Consider the following 25,181-nt stretch of genomic DNA (forward strand, 5'->3'; position numbering starts at 1 on the left):
GCTTTTTGTATTATGCCGTTTTTAAAACCGTACTTTTTTGGACTAAATTCCAAGCAACTTTTACTAAATAAACAACAAGCAAGACGTTTAGCATCGACGTAGCAAACATAGAAAACGGGTATGACGTGCTGTTTTGCATATTACTGTCGCCGTATAAAACAAAAAAAGTGTTCATAAAAATACTGATGCTAAATCCAAGGGATAAGTAAAGCAAGTTTTTGTCTTTTAAATAAATATAAGCCACTAAAGCAAGCGCTGCTGCTGGAAATAAGTAGCGTTCATGCATGCTTGAAGAAAACGTAAATACCCCTGAAATTTGAATAAGCGCTGCAAGAGCGGCGTATTTAAAGCTCCGTCCTTTTATATAAATAAGCCAAGAAAAAATAGTTGTCGCGACGATAAAAATAAGTCCCCACGTATGATAGCTGAAAAACAGCAGCGTTGCAGAGCTGTCTTTATAGTTTGCGCCTATTAAACTATAAAAGTTGTAGGCGTTAACAGAAGCATACGGGTACTCTCCAATGGTGGATGAAAATAAATCAATAATCCACGTTGGACTTTTTCCGACTGAAAAAGGCAATAAAATCACCCCAGCAGTGAAAGCCGCCGTTAAAGCAATGCCGAAGAAATGCTTCACTTGCTTTAGGCGAATGAGCTCGAAAAACAAAATAGGCAGGATAATAATCGCCTGCGGCTTCATTAAGACCGCTGCTGTAAAAATAACGGCCGACGCGTAAATTCGTTTTTCCGTAATCATTACAATGGCTAGGACAATAAGTAAAGTGAAAAATGAATCCACTTGTCCCCAAAACGTTGAATTAACTAAAATGGCCGGATTAAATAAATACCCAATTGCTAACAGGTATGCAAAAGAAGGTGCCAAGTATTTACGAGCTAAACGATAGAGTAAATAAGATGTGACAACATCTGCTAAAATAGGCGGAATTTTAATCAACAGCGAAAAATACTGCTGAAAATCCGGTAAACTGCCAACTTTCCCAACGATAAACAAGATATAAATATAAAACGGCGGATAATCGCTTCCGCTTTTAGCGTAGAAATTTGAAAAATGATTAGCCGCAACCGATGCCCAGTTTTTGAAAAGCGACGCATCCATATGAGAGCCTACCCACGGAATCAGTGCAATCCGAATAAATAAACCAGTGCCAAGTAATGACCATAAAATAACGCGAGAATGCCCTATCGAATGATGCCATTTCTTTTTCTTTACTAATCCGTAAACGAAAGCTGCTGCTATAAAAAAGCCCACCGTATAAAGAGCTAGCGGCGTTTCATAGTCTTTATTAGCTCCTTGACTTCCGGCACCGTTATCCATAGATAGATTATGAAAAGGCGTTACGTGTTCTCCGGAATTGCTGGGTGAAGCAGGACCGTTTCCTGAAGGAAGACGATGATCTCTTGAGTTATTATCAAGAACAGATATACCATTCGTAATCTTTTTTAACTGATGACTTTCTTGAATTGAAAATAAATGTTCTTCTCCTTTATAGTGTGATAGTGAAACGATACTGAAAACAAATGCTAAAAGAAAAGCAGCCATTACGATAAAAGCCGTTCTTTTTTGTAGTATGTTCATATAAAATCCTCCGATGACAATGTATCGAATAAGTAGTAGTGTGTATCCATACTATAAGGGGAGTTAGTGAAAATAAAGTGAAACTTCTTTAATAAAGAGCGGAAGAGAAAGCATAAAAAAACAAGGCCTTAGAAGACCTTGTTTTTTATATTGCTTATAGTACAGCATCAAACTTATTTACTTTCCACTGTGAACCAGATTTATAAAATGTAACGGTGCGTTTTACACTTCCTCCGTCAACTGTTGGAACCGTAAATTGATAAGAGCGAACATCGGCGCGTTGATAAGTTAGTTTTGCTTTTGCTTTGTTCCACTCTAGCATGCTGAATCCGTCACCGACAGGACGAGCAAGCTTTCCATTATATGTGATGTAGCGATAATTTGTTAATCCTTTTTGAATAGCACTGTTTGTAAACGTTTCAGATAAGTAGCTTACTAGTTTGCTTTTTGTATTAAAATCTTGACAAAGATATGAGTACTGAGTGCCTTTATAATTAAATGTTTTTTGAGTACATAAATTACCTTTAGATCCATGAAGTGCATTCCAGAAATGGTTGCTTGCGTTTGCTGCAATTTTTACCGCATTAGTCGTTGATAGATTTTGTGATGCTGCTTGAGCTGTAACTCCTGTGCTTAGTGAAAAGAAAAGAGCAAGTGATGCTAAGATTATTCCAAATTTTTTCATTTCCATTTCCCTCCTACTCATTCATTGAAATATATGTAACATTCATGCTGTTAATATTACAATTGTTACATTTATATTACAATACTTCTTTAAAGAAATAAAGAGTATTTCTTATATATGTTTGAATTATTCCCGTATTTTCTTAAATAAAACGTAGAATTAAAAGAAAACATATAAACAGTATGTCAATTATGTGTCACATATTTCGTCGCTTTACAAGTTCGTATATAATAGGAATAAATCGATCAATATGCTGATTTAGATAAATAGGTCAGGCACAAAAGGAGAACGTAAACTAATGGGTGTTTCAGAAGTGACATCAGGAATTATTATTACCACTGCCGTAATTGCTATTGTGATTATTACAGTTGGTGTTTTGGCTACAATGATTGCGATTGCGAAGAAAGCAAATAAAAAGTAAGTGTGTAGAGGAGAGTTAGTATAATAACTAATTCTCTTTTTTTTGAAAAAAACCTATCGCTATTTTTATAATAAAAATGCATAAATAACGCGTGCATTATTCATAGAAAAAAGCAGGAAATTTACGTTTTGAAGCTAATAGATACATAAGGCAAGCTGCGCACTTTCATTACAAAAACAATGGAAGGGGTTCTAACAGACTTCAAGTGATATCGCCTATTTTATGTCATAATGAATGATATTCATTAACACAGCATCTTAGACGCACTTTATAACCAAATAATGAGGAGAGTGGTTGAGTTGCAACGACAAAAAGTAGCAGTGAATGGAGAAAGGTTAAAAAATACGCTTGAACGATTTGCCGATTATGGACGAACACCTAATAACGGTGTAACCCGCCTAGCGCTGTCAGAAGAAGATCGCCTAGCACGAGATTATTTTTGCTCATGCTGCCGGGATCTTGGAATGGATATTAAAATCGATGACCTTGGATGTATTTACGCCACGCTTGAAGGACTAGAAGATAAGCCGCCTGTTGTGATTGGCTCACACATGGACAGCGTAAAAAAAGGCGGAAGGTTTGATGGAATCCTCGGTGTAGTTGCAGGGTTAGAGTTAGTAAGGACGCTGGTTGAACATAATATTAAGCCGAAGGTGCCGATTATGATTGTTAACTTTACGAATGAAGAAGGAGCGCGTTTTGAGCCTTCTATGATGGCTTCAGGTATTTTATCGGGCAAGTTTCAAAAAGACGTTATGATGAAGAAGACAGATGTTGACGGCGTGACGTTTAAGCAAGCCCTTCAATCATGCAGATATGAAGGCGATAGAAGTAACCGTCTTACTGAAGCATCGGCATTTGTAGAATTACATATTGAGCAAGGGCCTATTTTAGAAAGAGAAGCCAAATCAATTGGTGTAGTCGAGTGCGTGCTCGGAATGGTATGCTATGAAATTGAAGTTACGGGGGAGTCAGATCACGCCGGTACGACGCCGATGGATATGCGGAAAGATGCGCTATTTGCAACTAATAACCTGATTGCTGAAGCTCGTCATGAGCTCGGCAGATTGGATTCAAATTTAGTCTATACAATGGGGCGTATGAACGTACTGCCTAATATTCATACCGTTATTCCAAATAAAGTGATTTTTTCGCTTGAAGCGAGACATACGGATGAAGATGTCATTGCATCCGTGGAAAAAATTATTCAATCACTGCCTGATCAAGCGGAGCTGTTAGAAGGGTGCGAAGTGCGGGTGACCAAGCTTTGGGGACGCGATACCGTGTGGTTTGATAAAACGGTTTGTGATGAAGTGGAAGAGTCGGTTCGTTCGCTAGGGTATTCCTACAAGCGAATGGTCAGCGGAGCTGGACATGACGCACAGTTTTTAGCTAGCTATATTCCGACGGCCATGATTTTTATTCCGAGCGTAAACGGAAAAAGTCATTGTGAAGAAGAGTTCACTCCTTGGGAAGAATGCGAAAAAGGTGTAAACGTACTTTTAGAGACGGTGATTAAGTTAGCTCAGAAGTAACAGGACGAAAGAGTAAACCTGCGGAGGTTTGCTCTTTTTTAGTGCTTAGAAAGACTGCAAACTATCGCATTGAACTTTTGGTTTATTATGGCTACAATAAATGAGAAGCATCCAGATGGATGTGAAAAAAGGATGTGAAAAAAAGTGAGATCTTCTCACTTGCAGAAATGAAAATTACTATTATTATTGCAGATGATAATTCGTTTATTCGAGAAGGAATGAAAATTATATTAAATACATACGAGGAATTCGACGTTGTCGCTACTTTAAAAGATGGTCAAGAAGCCGTTCAATATTGCAAGAATCACTCCGTCGATATTGCATTGTTAGATGTAAGAATGCCTGTTATGGACGGTGTAGAGGCTACAAAGCTTATTTCAGAGTCAACGAAAGCAAAGCCGCTTATTTTAACTACGTTTGATGACGATGAATATATTATTGATGCTGTAAAAAACGGAGCTAAAGGCTACTTGTTAAAAAATACAGAGCCAGAGCGCATTCGAGACGCAATCAAAAGTGTGTTCAACGGACATACGGTGCTGCAAGATGTTGTGCTTGATAAAATTAAATCAAGTTTAAACGCTGCAACTGAGCGCGAGTCCAAAGCGGATATGACACAGTTTACCGAGCGTGAAACGAGCATTATGACGCTGATTGCCAAGGGGCTTTCAAATAAAGAAATTTCTAAAACGCTTTTTATTTCAGAAGGTACCGTAGCAAACTATATTAGTTCGATTTTAAGTAAAACGGGACTTGAGCACCGTACTCAAATTGCTATTTACTATTTAACCGGTAAAGGGAAGTAGGACTATGGAAGTCGGATTAATGATGACCAAGCTCATCCTCATGCTGTTTTTGGCTATTACGTACATTCAGTTTAATTATGTACACTCGATTTCAGCTATTGTGTTAGCACTGCTTCTTTACAGCTGTGTTAATATCGCCGCGTCTATTGTGAAAAAGAGCGCGTTCAAGCGCATGCTTATTGCTTTTTCAATTGTCCTTATTCTATATTGTGCGTATCAACTTCATCCTTTGTTTTTTCTTCTTTTGCCGCTAAACCTTTGTGAGCTTATTGGAGAATCAGTCGTAAAAAAATGGATGGTGCTGCTTGTATTGCTTCCAGTGCTGCTAGTTCCCTCTGATATTAGAGCTCTGTATGTGTTAGTCGCTGCGTTTACTTTTTTTATTTACACAGGAGCAGCTCTCTATCAAAAGCGGACAAACAATTATGAACAAAAGCTTGATGAAATGAGAGTAAGTATGCAAAAGCTGCAAAAGCACGTGAATGAAAATAAAGAGTATGTGAGACAGTCTCAATATGCTTCAAAATTAGAAGAGCGAAATCGACTATCGCAGGAAATTCATGATAAGATTGGTCATTCAATGACAGGAGCACTTATTCAAATGGAGGCAGCAAAGCACGTAATGAAGCAAGACGAGGAAAAAGCGCTGTCTCTTCTTCAAAATGCGATTACAATTTCGAAAGAAGGCATTGAAGAAATTAGGTTAACGTTAAAAAGTATAAAGCCTCCCGCTGAGCAAATAGGAATCAGCCGTCTTAAATTATTTATTGGTGAATTTGAGGCTAAGCATAGTATCGCAATGCCTCTTGTATACAAAGGGAATTTAGATCTTATCACGCCTCTTCAGTGGAAAATTATTCATGAAAATATAACAGAAGCTATTACAAACGCTTTAAAATATGCAGAAGCAACGATGATTGCCATTGAGCTTCACGTACTAAATAAAATGGTGAAAGTAGAAGTCAAAGACAATGGAAAAGGCGCTCACTTGTTTCAAAAAGGACTTGGCATAGCAGGAATGGAAGAGCGCGCTGCTTCCATTAACGGAACGGTGATTGTTGACGGAGCAAACGGATTTTCTGTTACCACACTGCTGCCGATAGGTGAGAAACTTCATACGTAAATAATGAGATTTCTCATGGGGAAAAGGTGAACTTATGCACTGACGTAAGTTTGCCTTTTTTTCATAAAATAAGGATATACCAACACACTAGAGGTGAAATGATGAACGTATTATCCATTCAAAAATTAACAAAGAAATTTGGAGATTTTATTGCGGTAGATAATTTATCTTTACAAGTAGAAGAAGGAGATATATTTGGATTTTTAGGAACAAACGGAGCAGGAAAAAGCACAACGATTCATATGGTAGCTAGTCTTCTTCAAAGCAACAGCGGCGATATTGAAGTACTTGGGAAAAATATAAAGAAACACCGAAATTTCGCAAAGATGAACATCGGAATTGTTCCGCAGGACTTAGCGATTTATGAAGATTTGACAGCCTATGAAAATGTGAAGTTTTTTGCAGGACTCTACGGATTAAGAGGATCACTTCTTAGCGAACGAGTCGAAGAAGCTTTAGCGTTTGTAGGGCTTTTAGATAAACAAAAGGCGTATCCGAAAAGCTTTTCAGGAGGAATGAAAAGAAGGTTAAATATCGCATGCGCAATTGCTCATCGCCCTAAGCTGATCATTATGGATGAACCGACGGTTGGCATTGATCCTCAGTCGCGAAATTATATTTTAACATCTGTAAAAAAGCTAAATGAAATGGGAAGCACAATCATTTATACGAGTCACTATATGGAAGAAGTAGAAGAGGTATGTACAAAAATTGCAATTATTGATCACGGCAAAATTATTGCTGAAGGAACAAAAGAGCAGCTGAAAGCGATTATCACCGATACAAAAGATATTTGGATTGAAGTAAAAGAAGCAGACGATATAGATTGCAGCGGTCTAAAGGAAATTCCAGGCGTAACAGCCGTTACGTATGAAGATGGAATCATTAAAATTAATTCAAGCGCCGAAGTGAATAACTTAAACAAGGTCATTCATTATTTAATGACGCATCATATCGAAATTAAAGCAGTTAAAGAACAAGCCCCTAATTTAGAGACGGTCTTTCTGACGCTCACAGGACGCAGTTTAAGAGATTTATAAAAGAAAGGAGGAATAACGAATGAATATTATTGCAATTGCTTTGAAAGAAATGAAAAGTGATCTGCGAGATAAGCGTGCATTTATTTTTATGATTCTTTTTCCGCTAGCTCTTGTCCTTATTTTAGGAACAGCTTTGTCTCAAGCCTTTAATAACGACATGACGATAGACGACAGTTACGTTCTCTACAAAATGGACACAAGTAATGAACAATCTGCCGCTTTTAAGCAGTTTGCTGCACATGCAGAAAAATCGGGCATTCACTTTAAAGCGTTGAAAAAAGATCAAGATGGAAAAAAAGAAGTAAAAGAGCAGCATTATACAGCTTATGTAGAAGTGAAAGACGGAGGCATTAATCTCTCCGGAAATGAAGAAAACAGCATTGAATTTAACGTGGTGCAAGGTATGTTAAGTACATTTGTTGATAAGTACAACGTGGCTATGGAAGTGGCCAAAGTAAATCCTCAGCAAGTCGAGAACCTGCTGCGTGCGTCTAAGCATGACTATATTCAAGAAACATCCCTTCATTCTCAAAAACAGCCAAATTCAATAGATTACTACGCTATTTCAATGACCACCATGATTGTTTTGTACGGATCTATCTCAGCGAGTTATTTAATTAGAGGAGAGCGTATGCGAAATACAGCAATTCGATTAGTAGCCGCACCGATTAAAACCGCTGAAATTTTTGTCGGGAAAATTTTAGGCACTGTTTTGGTTCACGCCATTTGTGTATTAGTCGTCATTATGTCGACTAAATATTTTTTTGATGCGAATTGGGGAGATCATTTACTCTTAGTACTCGTAATGTTAGTATCTCAGATTCTTTTTGCCATTAGCTTTGGACTAGGAGTTAGCTACCTTACGAAGACGGAAGCGGCGTCAAGAGCAATTATTATGGTTGTGATTCAAGTGTCGTGTATTGTGGGAGGAACCTATTTTCAAAATGGAGCTGGAGAAGGCTTCGTCAATGTATCACCTTTAACCTGGATGAATAATGGACTTATTAAATTGATTTATACAAATGATATCGGCGCTTCTCTTTCAGTTATCGGGTTGAATGTAGGCTTCTCTATTTTATTCTTGGGCACAGCCATTGTGCTTTTGAGAAAAAGAGAGGGGTTATAACATGAAAAATATCATGTGGCTTGTCACAAATATGCTGAGAAATATGCTGCTTAGAAACAAAAGGACGCTTGTACTTGTTATTGGTTTGCCTATTGCAGGTATTTTGATGTCCGTTCTTATTTATGGAAATACAGCAGGGACTTCGGTGAATATCGGAGTTGTCAATCACGACTCAACGGATATCTCAAAAGACACCGTTCAGTTTTTAAAAGGACTGCATAAAACAAATGTTAAAATGCTCACTGACAAAGAAGTGGATCATGAGATTACGTCAAAGAAAGTTGATGCTGTTATTACTTTTGAAAAAGGGTTTTCTGAAAGCGTCAAAGCGAACAAACCAGATCATATTACGATTACTTCGATAAAAGGAGCAGAAGTAACGGGCTTTATTAAGTCTTATTTGTATCAATATATTGATAATGTTTCTGCGCTTAATCAAGCAGCAGGCGGCAATGACGCTGCGTTTAAACAAATGTATGAGAGTTATCAAAAAGCGCCATTCCACGTCTCCACGCATGCACTTGAAGACAAAGGAACCGATCAAAACATTGTCAAGCAGACAATTGGGTATTTAATTATGTTTATGCTTTTTTCTGCCGTAAATCTATCGGCTCTTATCACAAAAGAAAAAGAGCAGCGCACGTATTTTAGACTGCTAGCTTCGCCAGTCAGTGCAAGGCAATACGTGATATCTAATGTTATGACAAATATGATTTTATTAACTTTGCAAGTAATGATTACACTTGTTTGTATTACGACTCTTTTTCATGTAGATATGAACATTCCTGTGTGGCAGCTATTTTTTATTTTAGTTTTGTTTGGGCTAGTAGCCATCGGCTTGTCGCTTGTAATCGTTGCTTTTACAGAAAGCTCAAAAGCGGCAAACGGCCTTCAAACGCTTATTATTACGCCAACTTGTTTACTGTCAGGGTGCTTTTTCCCTCCTGAATTTATGCCGGATGTGATGCAGAAAATAGCCGACTTTCTTCCTCAAACGTGGGTATTAAGCACGTTGAAAAGTGTTCAACAAGGAGCCGCATTAAGCAGCCTATGGTTAAATATCAGCATTTTACTAGCTTTTGCACTCGTTTTTTTCCTGCTATCGATTTATAAATTAAATCGAAATAATACTGTTCAAAAGTTTATTTAAATGGTAAAGTCAGAGAATACCTCTGGCTTTTTTTGTAATTTTTAAAAAGTTTCAAAAAAAGATTGAAAAATATAAGATGAAATTTTAGAATGAAAGAGGAAAGGGGTATACAAAAAGAGAATAAATAGGGGAGAAAAACGAAGTTCATGTTGGCTTTTTGCACAAATAAATGAAATCGCTTACATAAGTCAGCATGAAAAGACGGAAGGAGAGATTGTCAGCGAGATAACAAAGGGGGAAAAACAGTGGGAATTTATGAACTACTTGTACCACGCACGGTTTTATATGGAGAAGGATCATTTTCTAAAATTGGAGAACAAGCTGCACTGCTTGGGACAAAGGCATTGCTTATAAGTGATGACGTTATGGCGAAAGCAGGCAATGTAGAAACTTGTCGTCGTTACTTAGCAGAGGCTGGCATGGACTGTGCCGTGTATACAGGCGTAAATTCAGAGCCGACAGATATTCATCTAGATGAAGCGCTTGCCATATGTAAAGCGGAGCAGTGCGATGTGGTTATTGCCTTAGGGGGAGGCAGCTGTATCGATACTGGAAAAGCGGTTGCCATTATGATGACAAATGAAGGGCATCTACGAACGTATTTTCAAAATCAACAAGATTTTCAAGGTAGTCCTCTTCCTTTGGTTGCCGTGCCTACGACTGCTGGAACGGGCTCAGAAGTGACGAAAGCGACGGTTATTACAGACACGGCGTACGATGTAAAAATGATGCTCGCAAGGCCTCAATTATTGCCTGATACAGCCATTGTTGATCCGTTATTAACTCTATCATGTCCAAAACACGTAACGGCAGCTACAGGAATTGATGCACTCAGTCATGCGGTCGAAGCGTATTTGTCTAAAAAAGCACATCCTTTTACGGATTCACTTGCGCTTCAAGCAATTGAGTTAATTATGAAAAATATTCGTCTTGTGTACAGAAATGGAGAAAATGTTCAAGCAAGAAACGAAATGGCCTATGCTTCTATGCTTGCGGGGATGGCGTTTTCAAATTCATCCGTTGCTCTAGTGCACGGTATGTCACGACCTATTGGCGCGTTATTCCATGTGCCGCACGGTATTTCTAACGCGATGCTCCTGCCTGCGGTTTTGGACTATACAAAAGAGGCTTCAATCGATCGTTTAGGTGAAATAGGACAAGCTCTTTTTCCGAACGTATCATATACAAAAAAAGAAGGAGCAGATGTGTTAATTGAAGCCATCAAGCAGCTTTGTATCGACTTAGAGATTCCTAATCTTCAATCGTGGGGCATTGATCGTCAGCTATTTTATGCGGCGGTTGAAAAAATGGCAGCGGATGCGATTCAAAGCGGAAGTCCTGCTAACCATCCTGTTGTACCGACGGCAGAAGAAATTATCCAGCTGTATTACACCTGCTATGAATATGAGTTTGAGTCTGCACTTTATAAGAAATAAGATAAATTCAAGACAAATTGAATGAGGGATGAAAGGGGAAACGTTATGGATTTGCTGATTATTTTGCTGTCTCTGGGGCTTTTGATGCTGGTTGCTTACCGCGGATTTTCAGTTATTTTGTTTGCTCCACTTTGTGCGCTGCTAGCCGTTATTTTAACGGAACCAAGCTATGCACTCCCATTTTTCTCAAACGTTTTTATGGAGAAAATGGTTGGATTTATTAAAAACTACTTCCCTGTCTTTCTATTAGGAGCAGTCTTCGGGAAGATGGTTGAAATGTCTGGAGTCGCTGAATCGATTGCGAAAACAATTGTTAAAGTCGTGGGGGCTAAACGTGCGATCTTGGCGATTGTTTTAATGGGAGCAATCTTAACCTACAGCGGCGTAAGTTTATTCGTTGTTGCGTTTGCAGTTTATCCGTTTGCGGCTAACTTATTCCGCGAAGCGAATATTCCAAAACGATTAGTACCGGGAACGATTGCATTAGGAGCTATTTCGTTTACCATGGATGCACTTCCGGGTACACCGCAAATTCAAAATGTTATTCCAACGACTTTTTTTAAAACAGACATCTATGCTGCTCCGACACTGGGGATTATCGGATCAGTTATTGTTTTTAGCTTAGGTCTTTGGTATTTAGAAAGCCGAAGTAAAAAAGCAAGAAAAGCTGGAGAAGGCTACTACGGATTTAATAATGAACTAGCAGCTGCTGCAGAGCTAGAAAAAGAGTCTGTACCTTCTACAGAACCTAAATATGAACCTAGCGTAGCAAGACAGATTTTAGCGTTTGTTCCGCTCGTGCTTGTAGGGGTTGCAAACAAATTTTTTACTGTTTCTATTCCAAAGTGGTACCCAGACGGTTTTGATTTTGCCAAAATTGGCCTTGAAGCGTTCGGAAAAGTAGATTTAACCGCAGTTGTTGGTATTTGGTCAGTGGAGTTAGCACTTGTTATTGGAATTATTACGACGATTGCGTATGACTGGAAGAGAGTGACCACCGGTTTCCAAGCGGGTCTTAACGCAAGTATTGGCGGAGCGCTTCTCGCTGCGATGAACACGGGAGCTGAGTATGGCTTTGGAGGCGTTATTTCATCTCTTCCTGGCTTTGCAACCGTTCGCGATGGTATTTCACATACCTTTACAAATCCGCTTGTCAATGGAGCCGTTACGACAAACATTTTAGCCGGTATTACAGGATCCGCTTCTGGAGGTATGGGAATTGCGCTTAGTGCGATGGGAGATAAGTATGTAGAAGCTATTAATCAATACAATATTCCTCCTGAAGTTATGCACAGAGTTGTAGCGATGGCATCAGGCGGTATGGATACGCTTCCTCATAACGGAGCCGTTATTACCCTGCTTGCTATTACCGGGTTAACCCACAAGCAGTCTTACCGAGATATTTTTGCCATCACTGTTATAAAAACGCTTGCATGTTTCTTAATCATTGGAATCTACAGCTTAACTGGACTCGTATAACAAATAAAGAGGCTGAGTGTAGTTGAAGAAAGATCCGAACGATAAATCGTTCGGATTTTTTTATTGTTGCAGTGATTTTGTATATCGAGCCTTTTGCTCTAAAACAGATTCTTTGACTTTCTAAACTGTAAGTATTATGATTACACTACTTTCTAGAATACTATATGCCGTTACATTAATTCTTAGCATGTTTATGAAGAAAGGAGAATGACTGTGAAGCTATTTGAAGGAAATTTAAAAGTAGGCGACTGGGTCAAAGGAAAGTCTCGCGACGGTGAACTTATATACGGATATATAAAAACGATTAATCCATCTAAAAAAGCCGCACTAATCAATGTAGTGAAAAGTGATGATGAAAAAATGGTCGGCACAACCATTGGCATGATGGATGAAAAAATAGAGAAGCTGCCCCTTCAAAAAACGGCGCACGAAGAGCAGATTCTTTCATTGATTGATCTTGCGCTGCTAACAAAAGACGAAGCTTGGTTTATTGAATTAACAGCTGAATTAAAAAGAGTACAAGATAAAAAGCAAGGCTGACATTCCTAGTAAAGGAATGAAGGCCCTGCTTTTTTTATTATTCCTAGGGGAAAAGCAGGAATGGAAAGCAGCTTGCGAGAAGAAGTAAATGACGACATTAAAAGAAAAGGTGATAAAAGATGAGTAAACGTGTCTTGATTTTAACAGGAGATGCCGTGGAGGCTTTAGAAGTTTTTTATCCGTATTATCGCTGTTTAGAAGAAGATATTCAGTGTACCATTGCCTCTCCCGTGAAAAAGAAGCTCCAAACGGTTGTTCATGATTTTCTTCCAGAAATGGAAACATTCACAGAAAAAACGGGATATAAAATTGATTCTCATGCTTCTGTAGATGAAGTGGATCCCGCTGATTTTGACGGACTTATTATTCCTGGAGGACGAGCGCCTGAATATATTCGAATGAACACAAAAGTTCAGGAAATTGCCGCTCATTTTTTAAAAGAAAACAAACCTTTAGGCGTTATTTGTCATGGTCAGCTCGTGTTAACGACGGTTAGAGAGTATTTGCAAGACAGAGAAGTGACAGCGTATCCTGCTTGCCGTCCGGAAGTAGAAGCGGCGGGTGCTGTATTTGTTGAACAGACGCTCCACGTAGACAGAAACTTAGTAACCGGACAAGCTTGGCCGGATTTACCTAAATTTATGAAAGAGTTTTTTAACGTGCTAAAAAAAGCTGAAAAAGTGAACGCATAATAAAAAAAGCGGGCTGAGAGAAAACCATTCTTTCAGCTCTTTTAATTGATGATAGGTGAGGTGTAAACAACGTGCAGCTAGTGTCTGAACTGTCGAAGAAAATTATAAAAGAAGTACAGCTGGTGATGAAAGAACATGTAATTGTAACGGATACACGCGGAATTATTATTGCGTCTACAGAAGAAAAGCGGGTTGGTTTTTTTCATGAAGGCGCGTGGAACGTGATGCAAAAAAAGCAAAAACTATATATTTCCAAAAAAGAAGCAGCAGATTTAAAAGGAGTTAAGCCAGGAATTAATTTGCCTATCAGTTATCAAGGAGACATTATTGGCGTTATTGGCATTACAGGTACCCCAGAAGCTGTTGAGCCTTTTGCAGATATTATTCGAAGATTAACAGAGTTAATTATTCGCGAAGCATACTACATAGAAACAAAGGAATGGGAAAATAAAGGAGTAGAAGCTTTTTTTCGTGAATGGATTTATAGCCAGCAGGTAGATGCAGAATTTATTGAACGAGGTCATATTTTAGGAGTACAAGTAGACAGTCCTTATTGCTGCACGCTGTTTCAAATTGACTCATCTCTTTCGAAAAAGAAGCAGCAGCAGGTACAAGAAACAATTCGCTACTGGTTTGAAAGTCATAAAGGTGAAGGAGATTATATCGCAAATTGGGGATACGATCGCTTGCTTTTACTGAAAGAAGCTGTAGATGAAAAGGCAAGACAAGGATTTAAAGAAGAACTAAAAAAATGTCAGCAGTACATTCAAGCAAATAATCAAGTTATGATTACTATTGGCGTAGGGAAGCCAGCGGAGCAATTTGATTTGCATGCTTCATATGAAGAAGCAAAAAAAGCGCTTAAAGTAGCTTCAAAACGTCAAGCCGTTGTTTTTTATGAGGAACTGCTGATGGACATGATTTTAGAAGACGTTTCTGAACCTGTAAAAAAGGAATTCTTAAGTCGAGTGCTTTCCGCTCTTTTAAAAGAAAAAGAGCTTCTCGAAACGCTGAAATGCTATTTAGCCAATGATCAATCGTTAAAAAAAACGGCGTTTGATTTACATATTCATATCAATACGCTTCATTACCGCTTGAAGCAAATGAAAGAACTAACAGACATTGATCCTAAAAGTGTAAAGGGTCTCACGCTTTTTTACCTTGCGCTGTCTCTACTAGAATAAAGTGCGCTATTCATTAGATAAACATACAAAAAATGAGTTTTTAAAGCGCTTTTTTTTAGTTTTTTATCTATAGTCCCTCGTTGCTTCTGCAACTATAATAAGAGTAAGAGATACATATAAGGAGGAACGTTATGCTTAATGAACGAACAAAAGCAAAGCTCATTGAAGTTGTAGGGTCAGCCAATTTTCAAGATAGCAGTGAAGCAAGACTCGTGTATTCCTATGACGCAACACCTAACTTTCAGTCGCTTCCTGATGCGGTTATTATGCCTGAAAATAAAGAACAAGTGAAAAGAATTTTAACGATATGCAACGAAGATCACGTTCCTATTGTGCCAAGAGGCTCAGGCACAAATTTAAGCGCAGGAACGTGTCCAACGCAAGGCGGAATTGTTCTTACCTTTAACCGAATGAATAAAATTTTGGAAATTGATGAAGAAAATTTAACCGCTACCGTGCAGCCGGGTGTTATTACGTTAGACTTAATTAATGCCGTAGAGGCAAAAGGTTTATTTTATCCTCCTGATCCAAGCTCTATGAAAATATCAACCATTGGAGGAAACATCAATGAATGCTCAGGAGGATTACGAGGCTTAAAATACGGAGTAACAAAAGATTACGTTCTTGGTCTTGAAGTAATTCTTGCAAACGGCGATTGTATTAAGACAGGAGGCAAGCTGGCTAAAGATGTAGCTGGCTACGATTTAACGAACTTGTTTGTCGGGTCTGAGGGAACGCTTGGCGTCGTGACAGAAGCCATTTTAAAGCTCATTCCAATACCTGAAACAAAACAAACTCTGCTTGCGCTGTTTGAAGACATGGACGCAGCTGCTAAGACGGTTTCAGCAATTATCGCCAATAAGATTATTCCGGCTACGCTTGAATTTTTAGATCAGCCGACGTGTGAAGTAGTAGAAGATTTTGCCCAAGTTGGGCTTCCAACTGATGTAAACGCTGTCTTATTGATTGAACAAGATGGCCCGCCAGAAGTGGTGAAGCGCGATATTGAAATGATTTCACGCATCTGCAGCGAAGGAAAGGCTGTATCGGTGAAAGTAGCGGCTTCGCAAGCAGAAGCAGAAGCGTTAAGTACAGCAAGAAGATCAGCTCTTTCTGCTTTAGCACGAATGAAGCCAACGACGATTTTAGAAGACGCAACCGTCCCGCGGTCTAAAATTAGTGAAATGGTCAAAGCGATTAATGAAATTGCTGTAAAATACAACGTTAAAATCTGTACGTTTGGTCATGCGGGAGACGGAAATCTGCATCCGACTTGTTTAACAGATGCGCGTGACGAAGAGGAGCTTCACCGAGTCGAACAAGCTTTTGAAGCAATTTTTCATAAAGCCATTGAGCTTGGAGGAACGATTACAGGTGAACACGGAGTCGGAGAAATGAAAGCACCGTATTTAGCATTGAAGATGGGCGGAGAAGGAGTAGCTGCGATGAAAGCAATTAAGTATGCTTTGGACCCGCAAGGAATTATGAATCCAGGGAAAATTTTTGCTAAAGACACGAGAAAAAGAGTGGTGGTTCGTTCATGACGGCAACAAAAGACATTCAGCAAGCGTTTAAAGAACGGTTAGATTATGACGAGTTAATGAATTGTATGAGATGCGGTTTTTGTTTGCCGAGCTGTCCGACGTATGGCCAAACCAATCAATATGAAGCAGCGTCACCGCGCGGAAGAATTGCTTTGATGAAAGGAGTTGTAGATGGGCTTATTGAACCGGATGAATCGGTTGAAAAGCAATTGAATCTTTGCCTTGGCTGCCGAGCGTGTGAGCCTGTTTGTCCTTCGGGTGTGAAGTACGGACACTTATTAGAAGAAGCGCGTGATATTATTCAGCAGAAAAAACGACATAAATGGCCGGTAAAAGCGCTCAGGCATATGGTGTTCGAACAGCTTTTTCCGCATAAAGAACGATTAAAAAATGTACATTCTCTGCTTGCTTTCTATCAAAGAAGCGGCTTGCAAAAAGCTGTTCAAAAAACAAATATATTAAACGTCCTGCCCGGTAATTTAGCGCAAATGGAAAAAACGCTTCCGCCTGTGCCAACAAAAAAAGAAATGAAGAAACGTCCTTTTTTATTTGAAGCAGAAGGAACAAGAGAGCGTACAGTTGCTTTTTTTACAGGGTGTTTAATGGATACGATGTTTATGGAAACAAACAACGCGACGATTGCACTTTTACAAAAAGCGGGGTGTAAGGTCGTTATACCAGAAGTGCAGACGTGCTGTGGCGCCCTGCATGCGCACGGCGGAGAAAAAGATCAGGCAAAAAAGTTAGCAAAACAAAATATTATGGCGTTTGAATCCATTCAAGCGGATGATATTGTCCTTAATGCAGGCGGCTGCGGTGCGCTGTTAGTGGAATACGATCATCTATTAAAAGATGAGCCGGAATGGAAAGAAAGAGCAGCGGTCTTTTCTGCAAAAGTCAAAGATTTCTCAGAGATTTTATTGCAGCAGCAGTTTGTAGAAAGACAAAAGTTATCGCTTCCAAGTCAAATTATTACGTATCAAGATTCGTGTCATTTAAGAAACGTGATGAAAACGTCCAGCGCACCGAGAAAACTGATCCAAGCGATTAACGGAACGGTGTTTAATGAAATGGAAAATGCGGATCATTGCTGCGGCTCAGCTGGTATTTATAACTTAACGGAACAAGAGATGTCTATGCAAATTTTAGATTATAAAATGGAAAAAGTGAAAGAAGCCCATGCCCATACAATTGTAACAGCAAACCCGGGCTGTCTCATTCAAATGAAGCTAGGCGTAGTCAGAGAAGGAGTAGAAGAAAGTGTAAGGGCCGTTCATCTTGCAGATTTACTTCTTGAAGCAGTAGAAAGCAAATAAAAAGGCCGGACGTGTCCGGCCTTTTTATTATTTGAACAGCTGAGAAACAATTTCGTACGAACGAAGGCGAGCTTTGTGATCGTAAATTTGAGCGTTAATCATCAGTTCATCTGCTTCTGTTTCTTCAATAAACTGTTCAAGCTTGACTTTAATCGTCTCAGGACTTCCGACAATAGAAGAGCCCAGCTGCTGTTGAAGAGAAGCTTTTTCAAAGTCAGTCCATAGTTCATCCATATTATCCACAGGAGCTTTTAGTTTACCCGGTGTGTTTCGAATTAAATTTAGAAACTGCTGTTGCATAGAAGTAGCCAAGCGTTCAGCTTCTCTATCTGTATCAGCAGCGATTACGTTTACACCTAACATTGCATATGGTTTCTCTAACACGTCGGACGGCTTAAAATAACGACGGTACATGTTAAGAGCTGTCATTGTATTATTAGGCGAAAAGTGACTTGCAAATGAAAATGGCAAGCCTAGCTGTGCAGAAAGCTGTGCGCTAAAACCGCTTGAGCCAAGGAGCCAAATCGGAATATTTAAACCTTGACCGGGAACAGCTTTAACACGCATCTGACTTTCTGAAGCAGGTTTAAAGTATTCTTGCAGTTCGGCCAGCTGTTCTGGGAAGTCACTGCCGTCGCTTCTGCGGTCGCGTCGCAGCGCCTGCGCTGTCAGCTGATCTGTCCCTGGCGCTCTTCCTAAGCCTAAATCAATACGTCCTGGAAATAGTGATTCAAGCGTACCAAAATGCTCAGCAATAACAAGCGGAGAATGGTTAGGAAGCATAATGCCTCCAGAGCCTACGCGAATGCGTGACGTGCCAGCAGCCACATGACCAATTACAACAGATGTAGCGGAGCTTGCGATACCTGTCATATTATGATGTTCAGCTAGCCAATAGCGGTTATACCCCCATTTTTCAGCGTGCTGAGCTAAATCTAATGTATTTCTAAGTGAGTCAGATACAGTTCCTCCTTCAACTACAGGAGAAAGATCTAACACGGAAATCGGAATATCTTTTAATGCTTTACTCATCAATTTCATCTTCTTTCTTTAAAGACTTCATAGGCCTTGTTATTTCAATGGAATACAAGTATTTTAACAATAATCTTTCGAGTTCCAAAATATTTTGCTTCGGTTGTTTTTTAAAATTCCTTACTCTTTTATTACACAAGCTCCTAAAACGCAAAAAGCTTGTACGGTATAAGGCAGAAGCCGCCTCTTTCTATAAAAAGCTGTCATATTTTATAGGAGAAGGGAGGATGAACATGGTTACTTTAAATGAACTAAAAAGCAAGCAGTACGATATGATATACAGTTTAGGCTATAACTGTTTTCCAGGGATATACATGAAAAAATATTCTTTGCGAAAACAAGCCGGCGTGATTGATTGGTGTATTAGTATTTCTCTTTCTCATGTTAACCAGCTGTTGAAAAATCGTTGTAAAGACTTATTTGTATATGAACACTTAACCTATATCAGTTCTTTCGGAGATGGTTCCACGCTTAGACTGCGTGATAAGGTGTATCAAATTGATTCTGCTCATGATTTTCCGTCGTCTATTAATACAGAAGCTAACTGGCTTTCATATAATGAAGTCAAAGAAAAATATGAACGGAGAACAGAGCGATTTTTAACGTCAATGGAGACCAGTTCTTGTATATTGTTTATTCGTATGGGCGGAACGTATGAAGAAGCGAAAGAATTAGAGCATGTTTTAAAGAGAATGGTCAAAAACGATTTCTATGTACTGCTGCTGACAAACAGTGAAAAAGAGCTTTTATCCGAAGCTAACTGGGACTTGCCTTATACATGTGTTTTACATGCACCTATTTTTTCAATGGACGTGCTGCGCGACGATAAAGTATGGGAAGAGCTCTTAAGCGGGCTTGTTATAAAATAAAAGAAACACTTTTTGTGTAATACGGGAATGAAAAAGCTCGTTTTTTTCATAGACTTTGTTATATCTGTGTATCAAAGGAGATGAAAAGATGGAGTCCAATGTGCGGAAGGCGATAAAAGAAATTGTATGGCTGCTGCTAGAACAAGATCAGCGTTGGAATGAGTATCTAGTACAGCTGGAGGATTTGAAAATACAAGTGGATTTGAATAGTTCCGCATATGAAGTCCTGAGAAAGATGACGGGTAATTACGAAGTGCTGCTTGAACATATGGATCTCATTCAGCAGTTTGAAAATCATTCTAAAAGTGAAACGGCGCTGAATGACTTAGTTACTATCGTTATGAAGCATTACTCATTAAAAAATTCATAAGCCTGCTTTGTGCAGGTTTATGGAGTTTAAGCTCTCAATGGAATTCAGTAGAGATTATCGTTTATAATAAGTACGTATGGTGATGAGAGGGTGATCGATATGGAAGAGAAACAAGAAATTGTACCCGTTCGTACAGAGGAAACAGCCAAATATTATTCGGAAGAAAAATTTTGGGACAAGCTTAAAAAGTTTGGTAAAAAAGCGGGAGCAAACGTTGTTTATGCCGTACTGCTTTTATACTACACGCTGCAAAAACCTGATATTCCTCCAAAAGCAAAAGCAGTCATTATAGGAGCGTTAGGTTATTTTATTCTTCCTTTAGATTTAATTCCGGACTTTGCAGCAGGAGTTGGATTTACAGATGATTTAGGAGCTCTGGGGCTTGCATTGATTCAAGTTGCCATGTACATTGATGAAGATGTTAAACTGAAAGCAAAAGAAAAAATCAAAACGTGGTTTTCAGAAGAACACAATTTTTCCATTATTGATGCTAAAATAAAGTAACGTTATGATCAAAATGTCATTATTAAATAAAGTGAGCAAAAGAAGGTGATAGATGAATCATCTTCTTTTTAACCGATAATATATAGGTCTTTATGACTATTTTAATCCGTTTTATGTAAAAAAAACAGGATTAAAATATTTTTTTCATTAAAATTTTAAGCAATGTAATTGAATAATTCCCCTACAAATGTTAAGTTAAAACATGTTCATAAATTCGTCACAGAAAGCAATATACAAATAAGTAAGATAGTTTGTAAAAACTTTGTGAAATTATGGAACTTTTTAACTGAGAGTTTCAAACTCTTAGAGATTCTTCCTCATCAATCAGAAGTCGCTTTCTTTCGTCACAAGATTAAGCATCTTTCATTTGAAGGTGTTTTTTTTCAGCCTAAGTAAGCCAACAACATGATTGTATGACAAGTTTTTACTAAGGTTGTAGAGTTACTGTATTGTATGACAAGTTTTATGTGATTTGATGTTGATTAAATGAACAGTTTCGAAGTAAATAAATGATTGCAGAAAAACAAAGTCCATGCGTTTTCATGAACCATTATACGTTACTTCATATTTGTAGAGATGTTTAGCAAAAGGGGAGATGAATGGCCTGACGTAAACAATATCCATAGACAAGCCTTAGAAGATAATTATCTTTCTAAGAAAGCAAATTTATATGATTGATTCTAATCTAAACAATGGAGTGTTCAAAAATGGAAATTAGTCAAATCTTTATTATTTTAACCCCAATCTTTTTTGTTATTTTGCTAGGTTATTTAGCAGGATATTTTAAAAAGTTTGATGCAACAACATCTAAAGGGTTAAATACGCTTGTAACAAAATTTGCGTTACCTGCACATCTATTCGTTGGTATTACAACAACATCAAAACAAACGCTTATTGAAAAATGGCCGTTTTTACTAGCATTAGTTCTTGGTATTATTGGATTTTATGTTCTTTTCTTACTTGTTGCAAAATATGTATTCAAATACTCACTAACAGGCGCGTCTATGTTCTCTTTAAACTCTACGCAGCCAACGTTTGCGTTTATGGGTATTCCCGTATTAGGTAGCTTGTTTGGCGCGGATGTAGTAGCAATTCCAATCGCTATTACGGGTATCGTAGTAAATGCGATGCTTGATCCTTTAGCAACTATTATTGGTACGGTTGGACAGCGCGAAAGAAGTGAAGGGGATTCTGAAGAAAGCTTATTTAAAGTAACGATTAAATCAATCTTACACGGTCTTTCTGAACCGTTAGCTTGTGTTCCGTTAATCGCAGTAGTATTAGTGCTATGTGGGTTCCAATCTCCAGATTTACTATCAAGCAGTTTAGATCAAATTGGTTCAATTACATCTGGTGCGGCACTATTCGCAGTTGGGGTAACAATTGGTATCCGTAAAATTCAATTTAGCCCAGCGGCATTTGGTATTGCGATTTTAAAAGTGGCTATTCAGCCGCTTGTAATGTTAGGAATTGCAACAGCAATGGGTCTATCATCAGCTGACATCGTAAAATTAGTGTTATTAGTAGCGTTCCCAGGTTCAGCTGTAGCAGCGATGATTTCAGTGCGCTTTGATAGCCTAGCTGGTGAAACAGCTTCAGCATTCGTACTTAGTGCCATTATGTCACTTGTTACATTACCGCTATTAATTTCTTGGTTAATGTAGTCACATATATCAATATAAAATAAAAAAGGCTTTGCTATTTTAGCAAAGCCTTTTTTGTGCATCTATACTTAAAAAAGCTTTAAAAATTCTTGAGCGATTTTGGGGAGATAACTATCGGTACGCCACGTAACTAAAGGCTCAATTACAAATGGATTATCTTCTATGCTTAAAATTTTAATATGTTCTAGCGAAAAAGAAGATAGCATCGAATAAGGAACAATAGCAGCACCAAGGCCACGACATACTAAATTAAGAAGCATCGCTGAGTCATGGCATTCGCATAAAATGGTAGGTGTTATATCCATCTTTTTAAATTCCTTTATAATGCGATTGTATATGCTTATTTCCCGATTTGAACGAAGAAGAATAAGAGGGAGAGAAGCGATTTCAGCGACTGAAATCTTTTCTGTTGCATAACTACTTTCTTTGGGAACTGCTACAACAAAGACATCTGGTGCAAGTGTTTTTGTTTTTACCTGTTGATAAGGTAAGTCTGTAGTGGTGACTGCTACATCAATCTTTCCATCCGTCAACAACTCGTTTAAATGAGCTGGTTCGTTTTCATAGATATTAAAAGTACTGTTTGGATACTGTTTTTGAATAAGAGCTAGCTTATCTAGAACCGTTGATGCACAGTAGATTGTACATCCGACTTCAAGCTTTTCATTTGTTACGTTTTTACATTCCTGTACTTCCAATACTGATTTTTCGATCCTTTGCACAATTTCTTTCGCTCGTTTTAAAAAAAGCTCTCCTTCGGCCGTTAACAATAAGCGCTTGTTATTGTTTCGTTCAAAAAGCAAAAGGCCCAGCTCATTTTCGAGCTGCTTTAGCTGTCTGCTTAAAGGAGGCTGAGCCATGTGCAGACGCTTGGCTGCTTTAGTTACATTTAATTCTTCAGCTATGACAATAAAATAATGCAGCTGTCTTAATTCCACTATATTCAACTCCATACTTTAAAGGTATTATTATATACTTTATCAATATTTTAATTGTATGGAAAATGAGTGTAAAGTTAAATGTGTGACCAAAGCAGAGAGGAGGAAAAGAAATGAAAATAGCTGTAGGAATAACAGGAGCCACAGGAGCTATTCTAGGTATTCGAATTTTAGAGCTTTTGAAGAAGGCTTCTGTTGAAACGCATTTAGTCATGTCGTCTTGGGCTCATGCCACAATTAAGCTGGAAACACCGTATAGCGTTAGGCAAGTAGAAGCGCTAGCAGATTATTGTTATTCATATCAAGACCAAGCAGCAAAAATTTCGAGCGGTTCATTTCGTATAGACGGAATGATTGTAAGTCCTTGCAGCATGAAAACATTAGCATCTATTCGAATGGGACTAGCAGATAACTTAATAGCAAGAACGGCAGATGTGATGTTAAAAGAAAGAAAGCCACTGGTGCTACTTCCTCGAGAAACGCCTTTGAATACGATTCATTTAGAAAACATGCTGGATCTCTCAAAAATGGGAGCTATCCTCGTGCCTCCTATGCCAGCTTTTTATAACAAACCTGAGACAATTGATGATATTGTCACGCATATTGCTGTTCGAACGTTAGATCAATTAGGAATTGAGCTTCCTGAGGCAAAAAGATGGAATGGAATTAAACATTTATCACAAGGAGGAAAATAAACATGGCTTATAAAGACTTTAGAGATTTCCTTGATACGCTACATAAAGAAGGGCAGCTGCTGACGATTACAGATGAAGTGCAGCCAGATCCGGATTTAGGTTCAGCAGGTCAAGCCATCAGTAATTTAGGAGATCAAACGCCGGGATTATTATTTACAAATATTTATGGATATAACAACGCAAAGGTAGCTCTAAACGTAATGGGTTCCTGGTCAAATCACGCGTTAATGATGGGACTGCCTAAATCAACTCCTGTAAAAGAACAGTTCTTTGAGTTTGCTCGGAGATATGAAAAATTTCCTGTTAAAGTGAAAAGAGAAGAAACAGCGCCATTTCATGAGTGTGAAATTAAAGATGATATTAACTTATTCGACCTTTTGCCATTGTTCCGCTTGAATCAAGGAGACGGAGGCTATTATCTAGATAAAGCGTGCGTTATTTCTCGTGATCAGCATGATAAGGCGCATTTCGGCAAACAAAACGTAGGTATATATCGTATGCAGGTCAAAGGGAAAGACCGTCTAGGCATTCAGCCCGTGCCACAGCATGATATTGCCATTCACTTGAAACAAGCCGAAGAAAAAGGTGAAAACCTCCCTGTATCAATTGCTTTAGGATGTGAACCCGCGATTGTCACAGCAGCTGCTACGCCGCTTCATTACGATCAATCAGAGTATGAAATGGCAGGAGCTATTCAAGGTGAGCCGTACAGAATTGTGAAGTCTCAGCTTTCTGATTTAGATGTACCTTGGGGAGCAGAAGTGATTTTAGAGGGAGAAATCTTAGCTGGTGAACGTGAGTATGAGGGTCCTTTTGGTGAATTTACAGGTCATTACTCCGGTGGGAGAAGCATGCCTGTTATCAAAATCAATCGCGTATACCATCGCAAAGATCCTATTTTTGAAAGTCTATATATCGGTATGCCTTGGACAGAAACAGATTATTTAATTGGAATCAATACAAGCGTTCCTTTATATCAGCAGCTAAAAGAAGCATATCCTGAAGAGATTGAAGCGGTGAACGCGATGTATACTCATGGTCTCGTTGCTATCATTTCAACGAAAAGCCGATACGGAGGATTTGCTAAGGCGGTTGGTATGAGGGCATTGACTACGCCGCATGGATTAGGATATTGCAAGCTAGTTATTTTAGTAGACGAAGATGTGGATCCGTTTAATTTACCGCAAGTCATGTGGGCGCTATCGACAAAAATGCACCCAAAACATGATGTTATAACAGTGCCTAATCTCTCAGTTCTGCCACTTGATCCAGGATCTGATCCGGCTGGTATTACAGATAAAATGATTTTGGATGCTACAACACCGGTTGCACCAGAAACAAGAGGCCACTACTCGCAGCCTTTAGATACACCACTTGAAACTGAAAAATGGGAAAAAATCTTAACGAATATGATGCAAAAATAAACAAGGAGGAA

At 38.6% G+C, this 25,181-nt stretch carries 24 protein-coding genes; 20 read left to right on the top strand and 4 right to left on the bottom strand.

Annotated elements, in window-relative coordinates; translation table 11 throughout:
- Positions 1–10 precede the first annotated feature (10 nt).
- A complete protein-coding gene (locus ACWATA_RS11155) occupies positions 11–1,597 on the bottom strand; it encodes an MptA/MptB family glycosyltransferase (protein WP_154991244.1) in 1,587 nt (528 codons plus the stop codon).
- 154 nt (positions 1,598–1,751) lie between these two features.
- A complete protein-coding gene (locus ACWATA_RS11160) occupies positions 1,752–2,288 on the bottom strand; it encodes a DL-endopeptidase inhibitor IseA (protein ID WP_014459798.1) in 537 nt (178 codons plus the stop codon).
- A 292-nt stretch (positions 2,289–2,580) separates the two neighbouring features.
- On the opposite strand from ACWATA_RS11160, the gene ACWATA_RS11165 reads away from it, so the two are divergent.
- The 14 genes from ACWATA_RS11165 to ACWATA_RS11230 all read left to right on the top strand — a co-directional run bounded on the left by ACWATA_RS11165 (position 2,581) and on the right by ACWATA_RS11230 (position 17,674).
- Positions 2,581–2,703 (top strand): hypothetical protein, encoded by a 123-nt coding sequence (locus tag ACWATA_RS11165; protein WP_013057357.1) that lies wholly within the window; start codon positions 2,581–2,583, stop codon positions 2,701–2,703.
- Between the two features lie 299 nt (positions 2,704–3,002).
- Positions 3,003–4,238, top strand: coding sequence for a Zn-dependent hydrolase (locus ACWATA_RS11170; protein WP_473049842.1), 1,236 nt, complete (start codon positions 3,003–3,005; stop codon positions 4,236–4,238).
- A gap of 167 nt (positions 4,239–4,405) precedes the next feature.
- On the top strand, positions 4,406–5,044 hold the full coding sequence (locus tag ACWATA_RS11175; RefSeq protein ID WP_028408271.1) for a response regulator: 639 nt from the start codon (positions 4,406–4,408) through the stop codon (positions 5,042–5,044).
- 4 nt (positions 5,045–5,048) lie between these two features.
- Complete coding sequence (locus tag ACWATA_RS11180; protein WP_034269127.1) at positions 5,049–6,167, top strand: sensor histidine kinase; 1,119 nt, start codon at positions 5,049–5,051, stop codon at positions 6,165–6,167.
- Positions 6,168–6,268: 101 nt separating this feature from the next.
- Positions 6,269–7,207: an ABC transporter ATP-binding protein gene (locus tag ACWATA_RS11185; protein ID WP_028413090.1), complete on the top strand. Its 939-nt coding sequence runs from the start codon at positions 6,269–6,271 to the stop codon at positions 7,205–7,207.
- A 19-nt stretch (positions 7,208–7,226) separates the two neighbouring features.
- Positions 7,227–8,333 carry an ABC transporter permease gene (locus ACWATA_RS11190; RefSeq protein WP_034269130.1) on the top strand — a complete coding sequence of 369 codons (1,107 nt, stop codon included), beginning with the start codon at positions 7,227–7,229 and terminating at the stop codon, positions 8,331–8,333.
- Between the two features lies 1 nt (position 8,334).
- Complete coding sequence (locus tag ACWATA_RS11195; protein ID WP_033579192.1) at positions 8,335–9,483, top strand: ABC transporter permease; 1,149 nt, start codon at positions 8,335–8,337, stop codon at positions 9,481–9,483.
- 245 nt (positions 9,484–9,728) lie between these two features.
- Entirely contained in the window at positions 9,729–10,919 is a 1,191-nt protein-coding gene (locus ACWATA_RS11200) for an iron-containing alcohol dehydrogenase (RefSeq protein ID WP_080754429.1), read from the top strand.
- Between the two features lie 45 nt (positions 10,920–10,964).
- The gene (locus ACWATA_RS11205; RefSeq protein ID WP_013083445.1) at positions 10,965–12,398 is read left to right on the top strand and encodes a GntP family permease; all 1,434 of its coding nucleotides are present in this window, start codon (positions 10,965–10,967) and stop codon (positions 12,396–12,398) included.
- 207 nt (positions 12,399–12,605) lie between these two features.
- A complete protein-coding gene (locus tag ACWATA_RS11210; RefSeq protein ID WP_205689613.1) occupies positions 12,606–12,938 on the top strand; it encodes an IDEAL domain-containing protein in 333 nt (110 codons plus the stop codon).
- A 119-nt stretch (positions 12,939–13,057) separates the two neighbouring features.
- Positions 13,058–13,630, top strand: coding sequence for a DJ-1/PfpI family protein (locus tag ACWATA_RS11215; protein WP_013057347.1), 573 nt, complete (start codon positions 13,058–13,060; stop codon positions 13,628–13,630).
- A gap of 71 nt (positions 13,631–13,701) precedes the next feature.
- Complete coding sequence (locus tag ACWATA_RS11220) at positions 13,702–14,814, top strand: CdaR family transcriptional regulator (protein WP_098113060.1); 1,113 nt, start codon at positions 13,702–13,704, stop codon at positions 14,812–14,814.
- Positions 14,815–14,945: 131 nt separating this feature from the next.
- On the top strand, positions 14,946–16,358 hold the full coding sequence (gene glcD, locus ACWATA_RS11225) for a glycolate oxidase subunit GlcD (RefSeq protein WP_154973001.1): 1,413 nt from the start codon (positions 14,946–14,948) through the stop codon (positions 16,356–16,358).
- The gene (locus ACWATA_RS11230) at positions 16,355–17,674 is read left to right on the top strand and encodes a (Fe-S)-binding protein (RefSeq protein ID WP_099331072.1); all 1,320 of its coding nucleotides are present in this window, start codon (positions 16,355–16,357) and stop codon (positions 17,672–17,674) included. The genes glcD and ACWATA_RS11230 overlap by 4 nt, the downstream gene beginning before the upstream one ends.
- Positions 17,675–17,701: 27 nt before the next feature.
- On the opposite strand, the gene ACWATA_RS11235 is transcribed toward ACWATA_RS11230, so the two are convergent.
- Positions 17,702–18,706, bottom strand: coding sequence for an LLM class flavin-dependent oxidoreductase (locus tag ACWATA_RS11235; protein WP_074680799.1), 1,005 nt, complete (start codon positions 18,704–18,706; stop codon positions 17,702–17,704).
- A 227-nt stretch (positions 18,707–18,933) separates the two neighbouring features.
- Here ACWATA_RS11235 and ACWATA_RS11240 point away from each other — a divergent pair, with 227 nt between their 5' ends.
- The 4 genes from ACWATA_RS11240 to ACWATA_RS11255 all read left to right on the top strand — a co-directional run bounded on the left by ACWATA_RS11240 (position 18,934) and on the right by ACWATA_RS11255 (position 22,113).
- Entirely contained in the window at positions 18,934–19,575 is a 642-nt protein-coding gene (locus ACWATA_RS11240) for a DUF1796 family putative cysteine peptidase (protein ID WP_473049843.1), read from the top strand.
- 88 nt (positions 19,576–19,663) lie between these two features.
- A complete protein-coding gene (locus ACWATA_RS11245) occupies positions 19,664–19,945 on the top strand; it encodes a hypothetical protein (RefSeq protein ID WP_013083437.1) in 282 nt (93 codons plus the stop codon).
- Positions 19,946–20,044: 99 nt separating this feature from the next.
- Complete coding sequence (locus tag ACWATA_RS11250; protein ID WP_028413100.1) at positions 20,045–20,449, top strand: YkvA family protein; 405 nt, start codon at positions 20,045–20,047, stop codon at positions 20,447–20,449.
- Positions 20,450–21,156: 707 nt separating this feature from the next.
- Positions 21,157–22,113 (top strand): AEC family transporter, encoded by a 957-nt coding sequence (locus ACWATA_RS11255; RefSeq protein ID WP_028408284.1) that lies wholly within the window; start codon positions 21,157–21,159, stop codon positions 22,111–22,113.
- A 68-nt stretch (positions 22,114–22,181) separates the two neighbouring features.
- Here the strand turns inward: ACWATA_RS11255 and ACWATA_RS11260 are convergent, their stop codons facing one another.
- The gene (locus tag ACWATA_RS11260) at positions 22,182–23,051 is read right to left on the bottom strand and encodes a LysR family transcriptional regulator (RefSeq protein ID WP_154991251.1); all 870 of its coding nucleotides are present in this window, start codon (positions 23,049–23,051) and stop codon (positions 22,182–22,184) included.
- Positions 23,052–23,164: 113 nt separating this feature from the next.
- Here ACWATA_RS11260 and ACWATA_RS11265 point away from each other — a divergent pair, with 113 nt between their 5' ends.
- The gene (locus ACWATA_RS11265) at positions 23,165–23,746 is read left to right on the top strand and encodes a non-oxidative hydroxyarylic acid decarboxylases subunit B (RefSeq protein ID WP_028413102.1); all 582 of its coding nucleotides are present in this window, start codon (positions 23,165–23,167) and stop codon (positions 23,744–23,746) included.
- Positions 23,747–23,748: 2 nt separating this feature from the next.
- Complete coding sequence (locus ACWATA_RS11270; protein WP_028413103.1) at positions 23,749–25,170, top strand: non-oxidative hydroxyarylic acid decarboxylases subunit C; 1,422 nt, start codon at positions 23,749–23,751, stop codon at positions 25,168–25,170.
- Positions 25,171–25,181: the final 11 nt, after the last annotated feature.

Source organism: Priestia sp. USM5 (genome assembly GCF_058323215.1).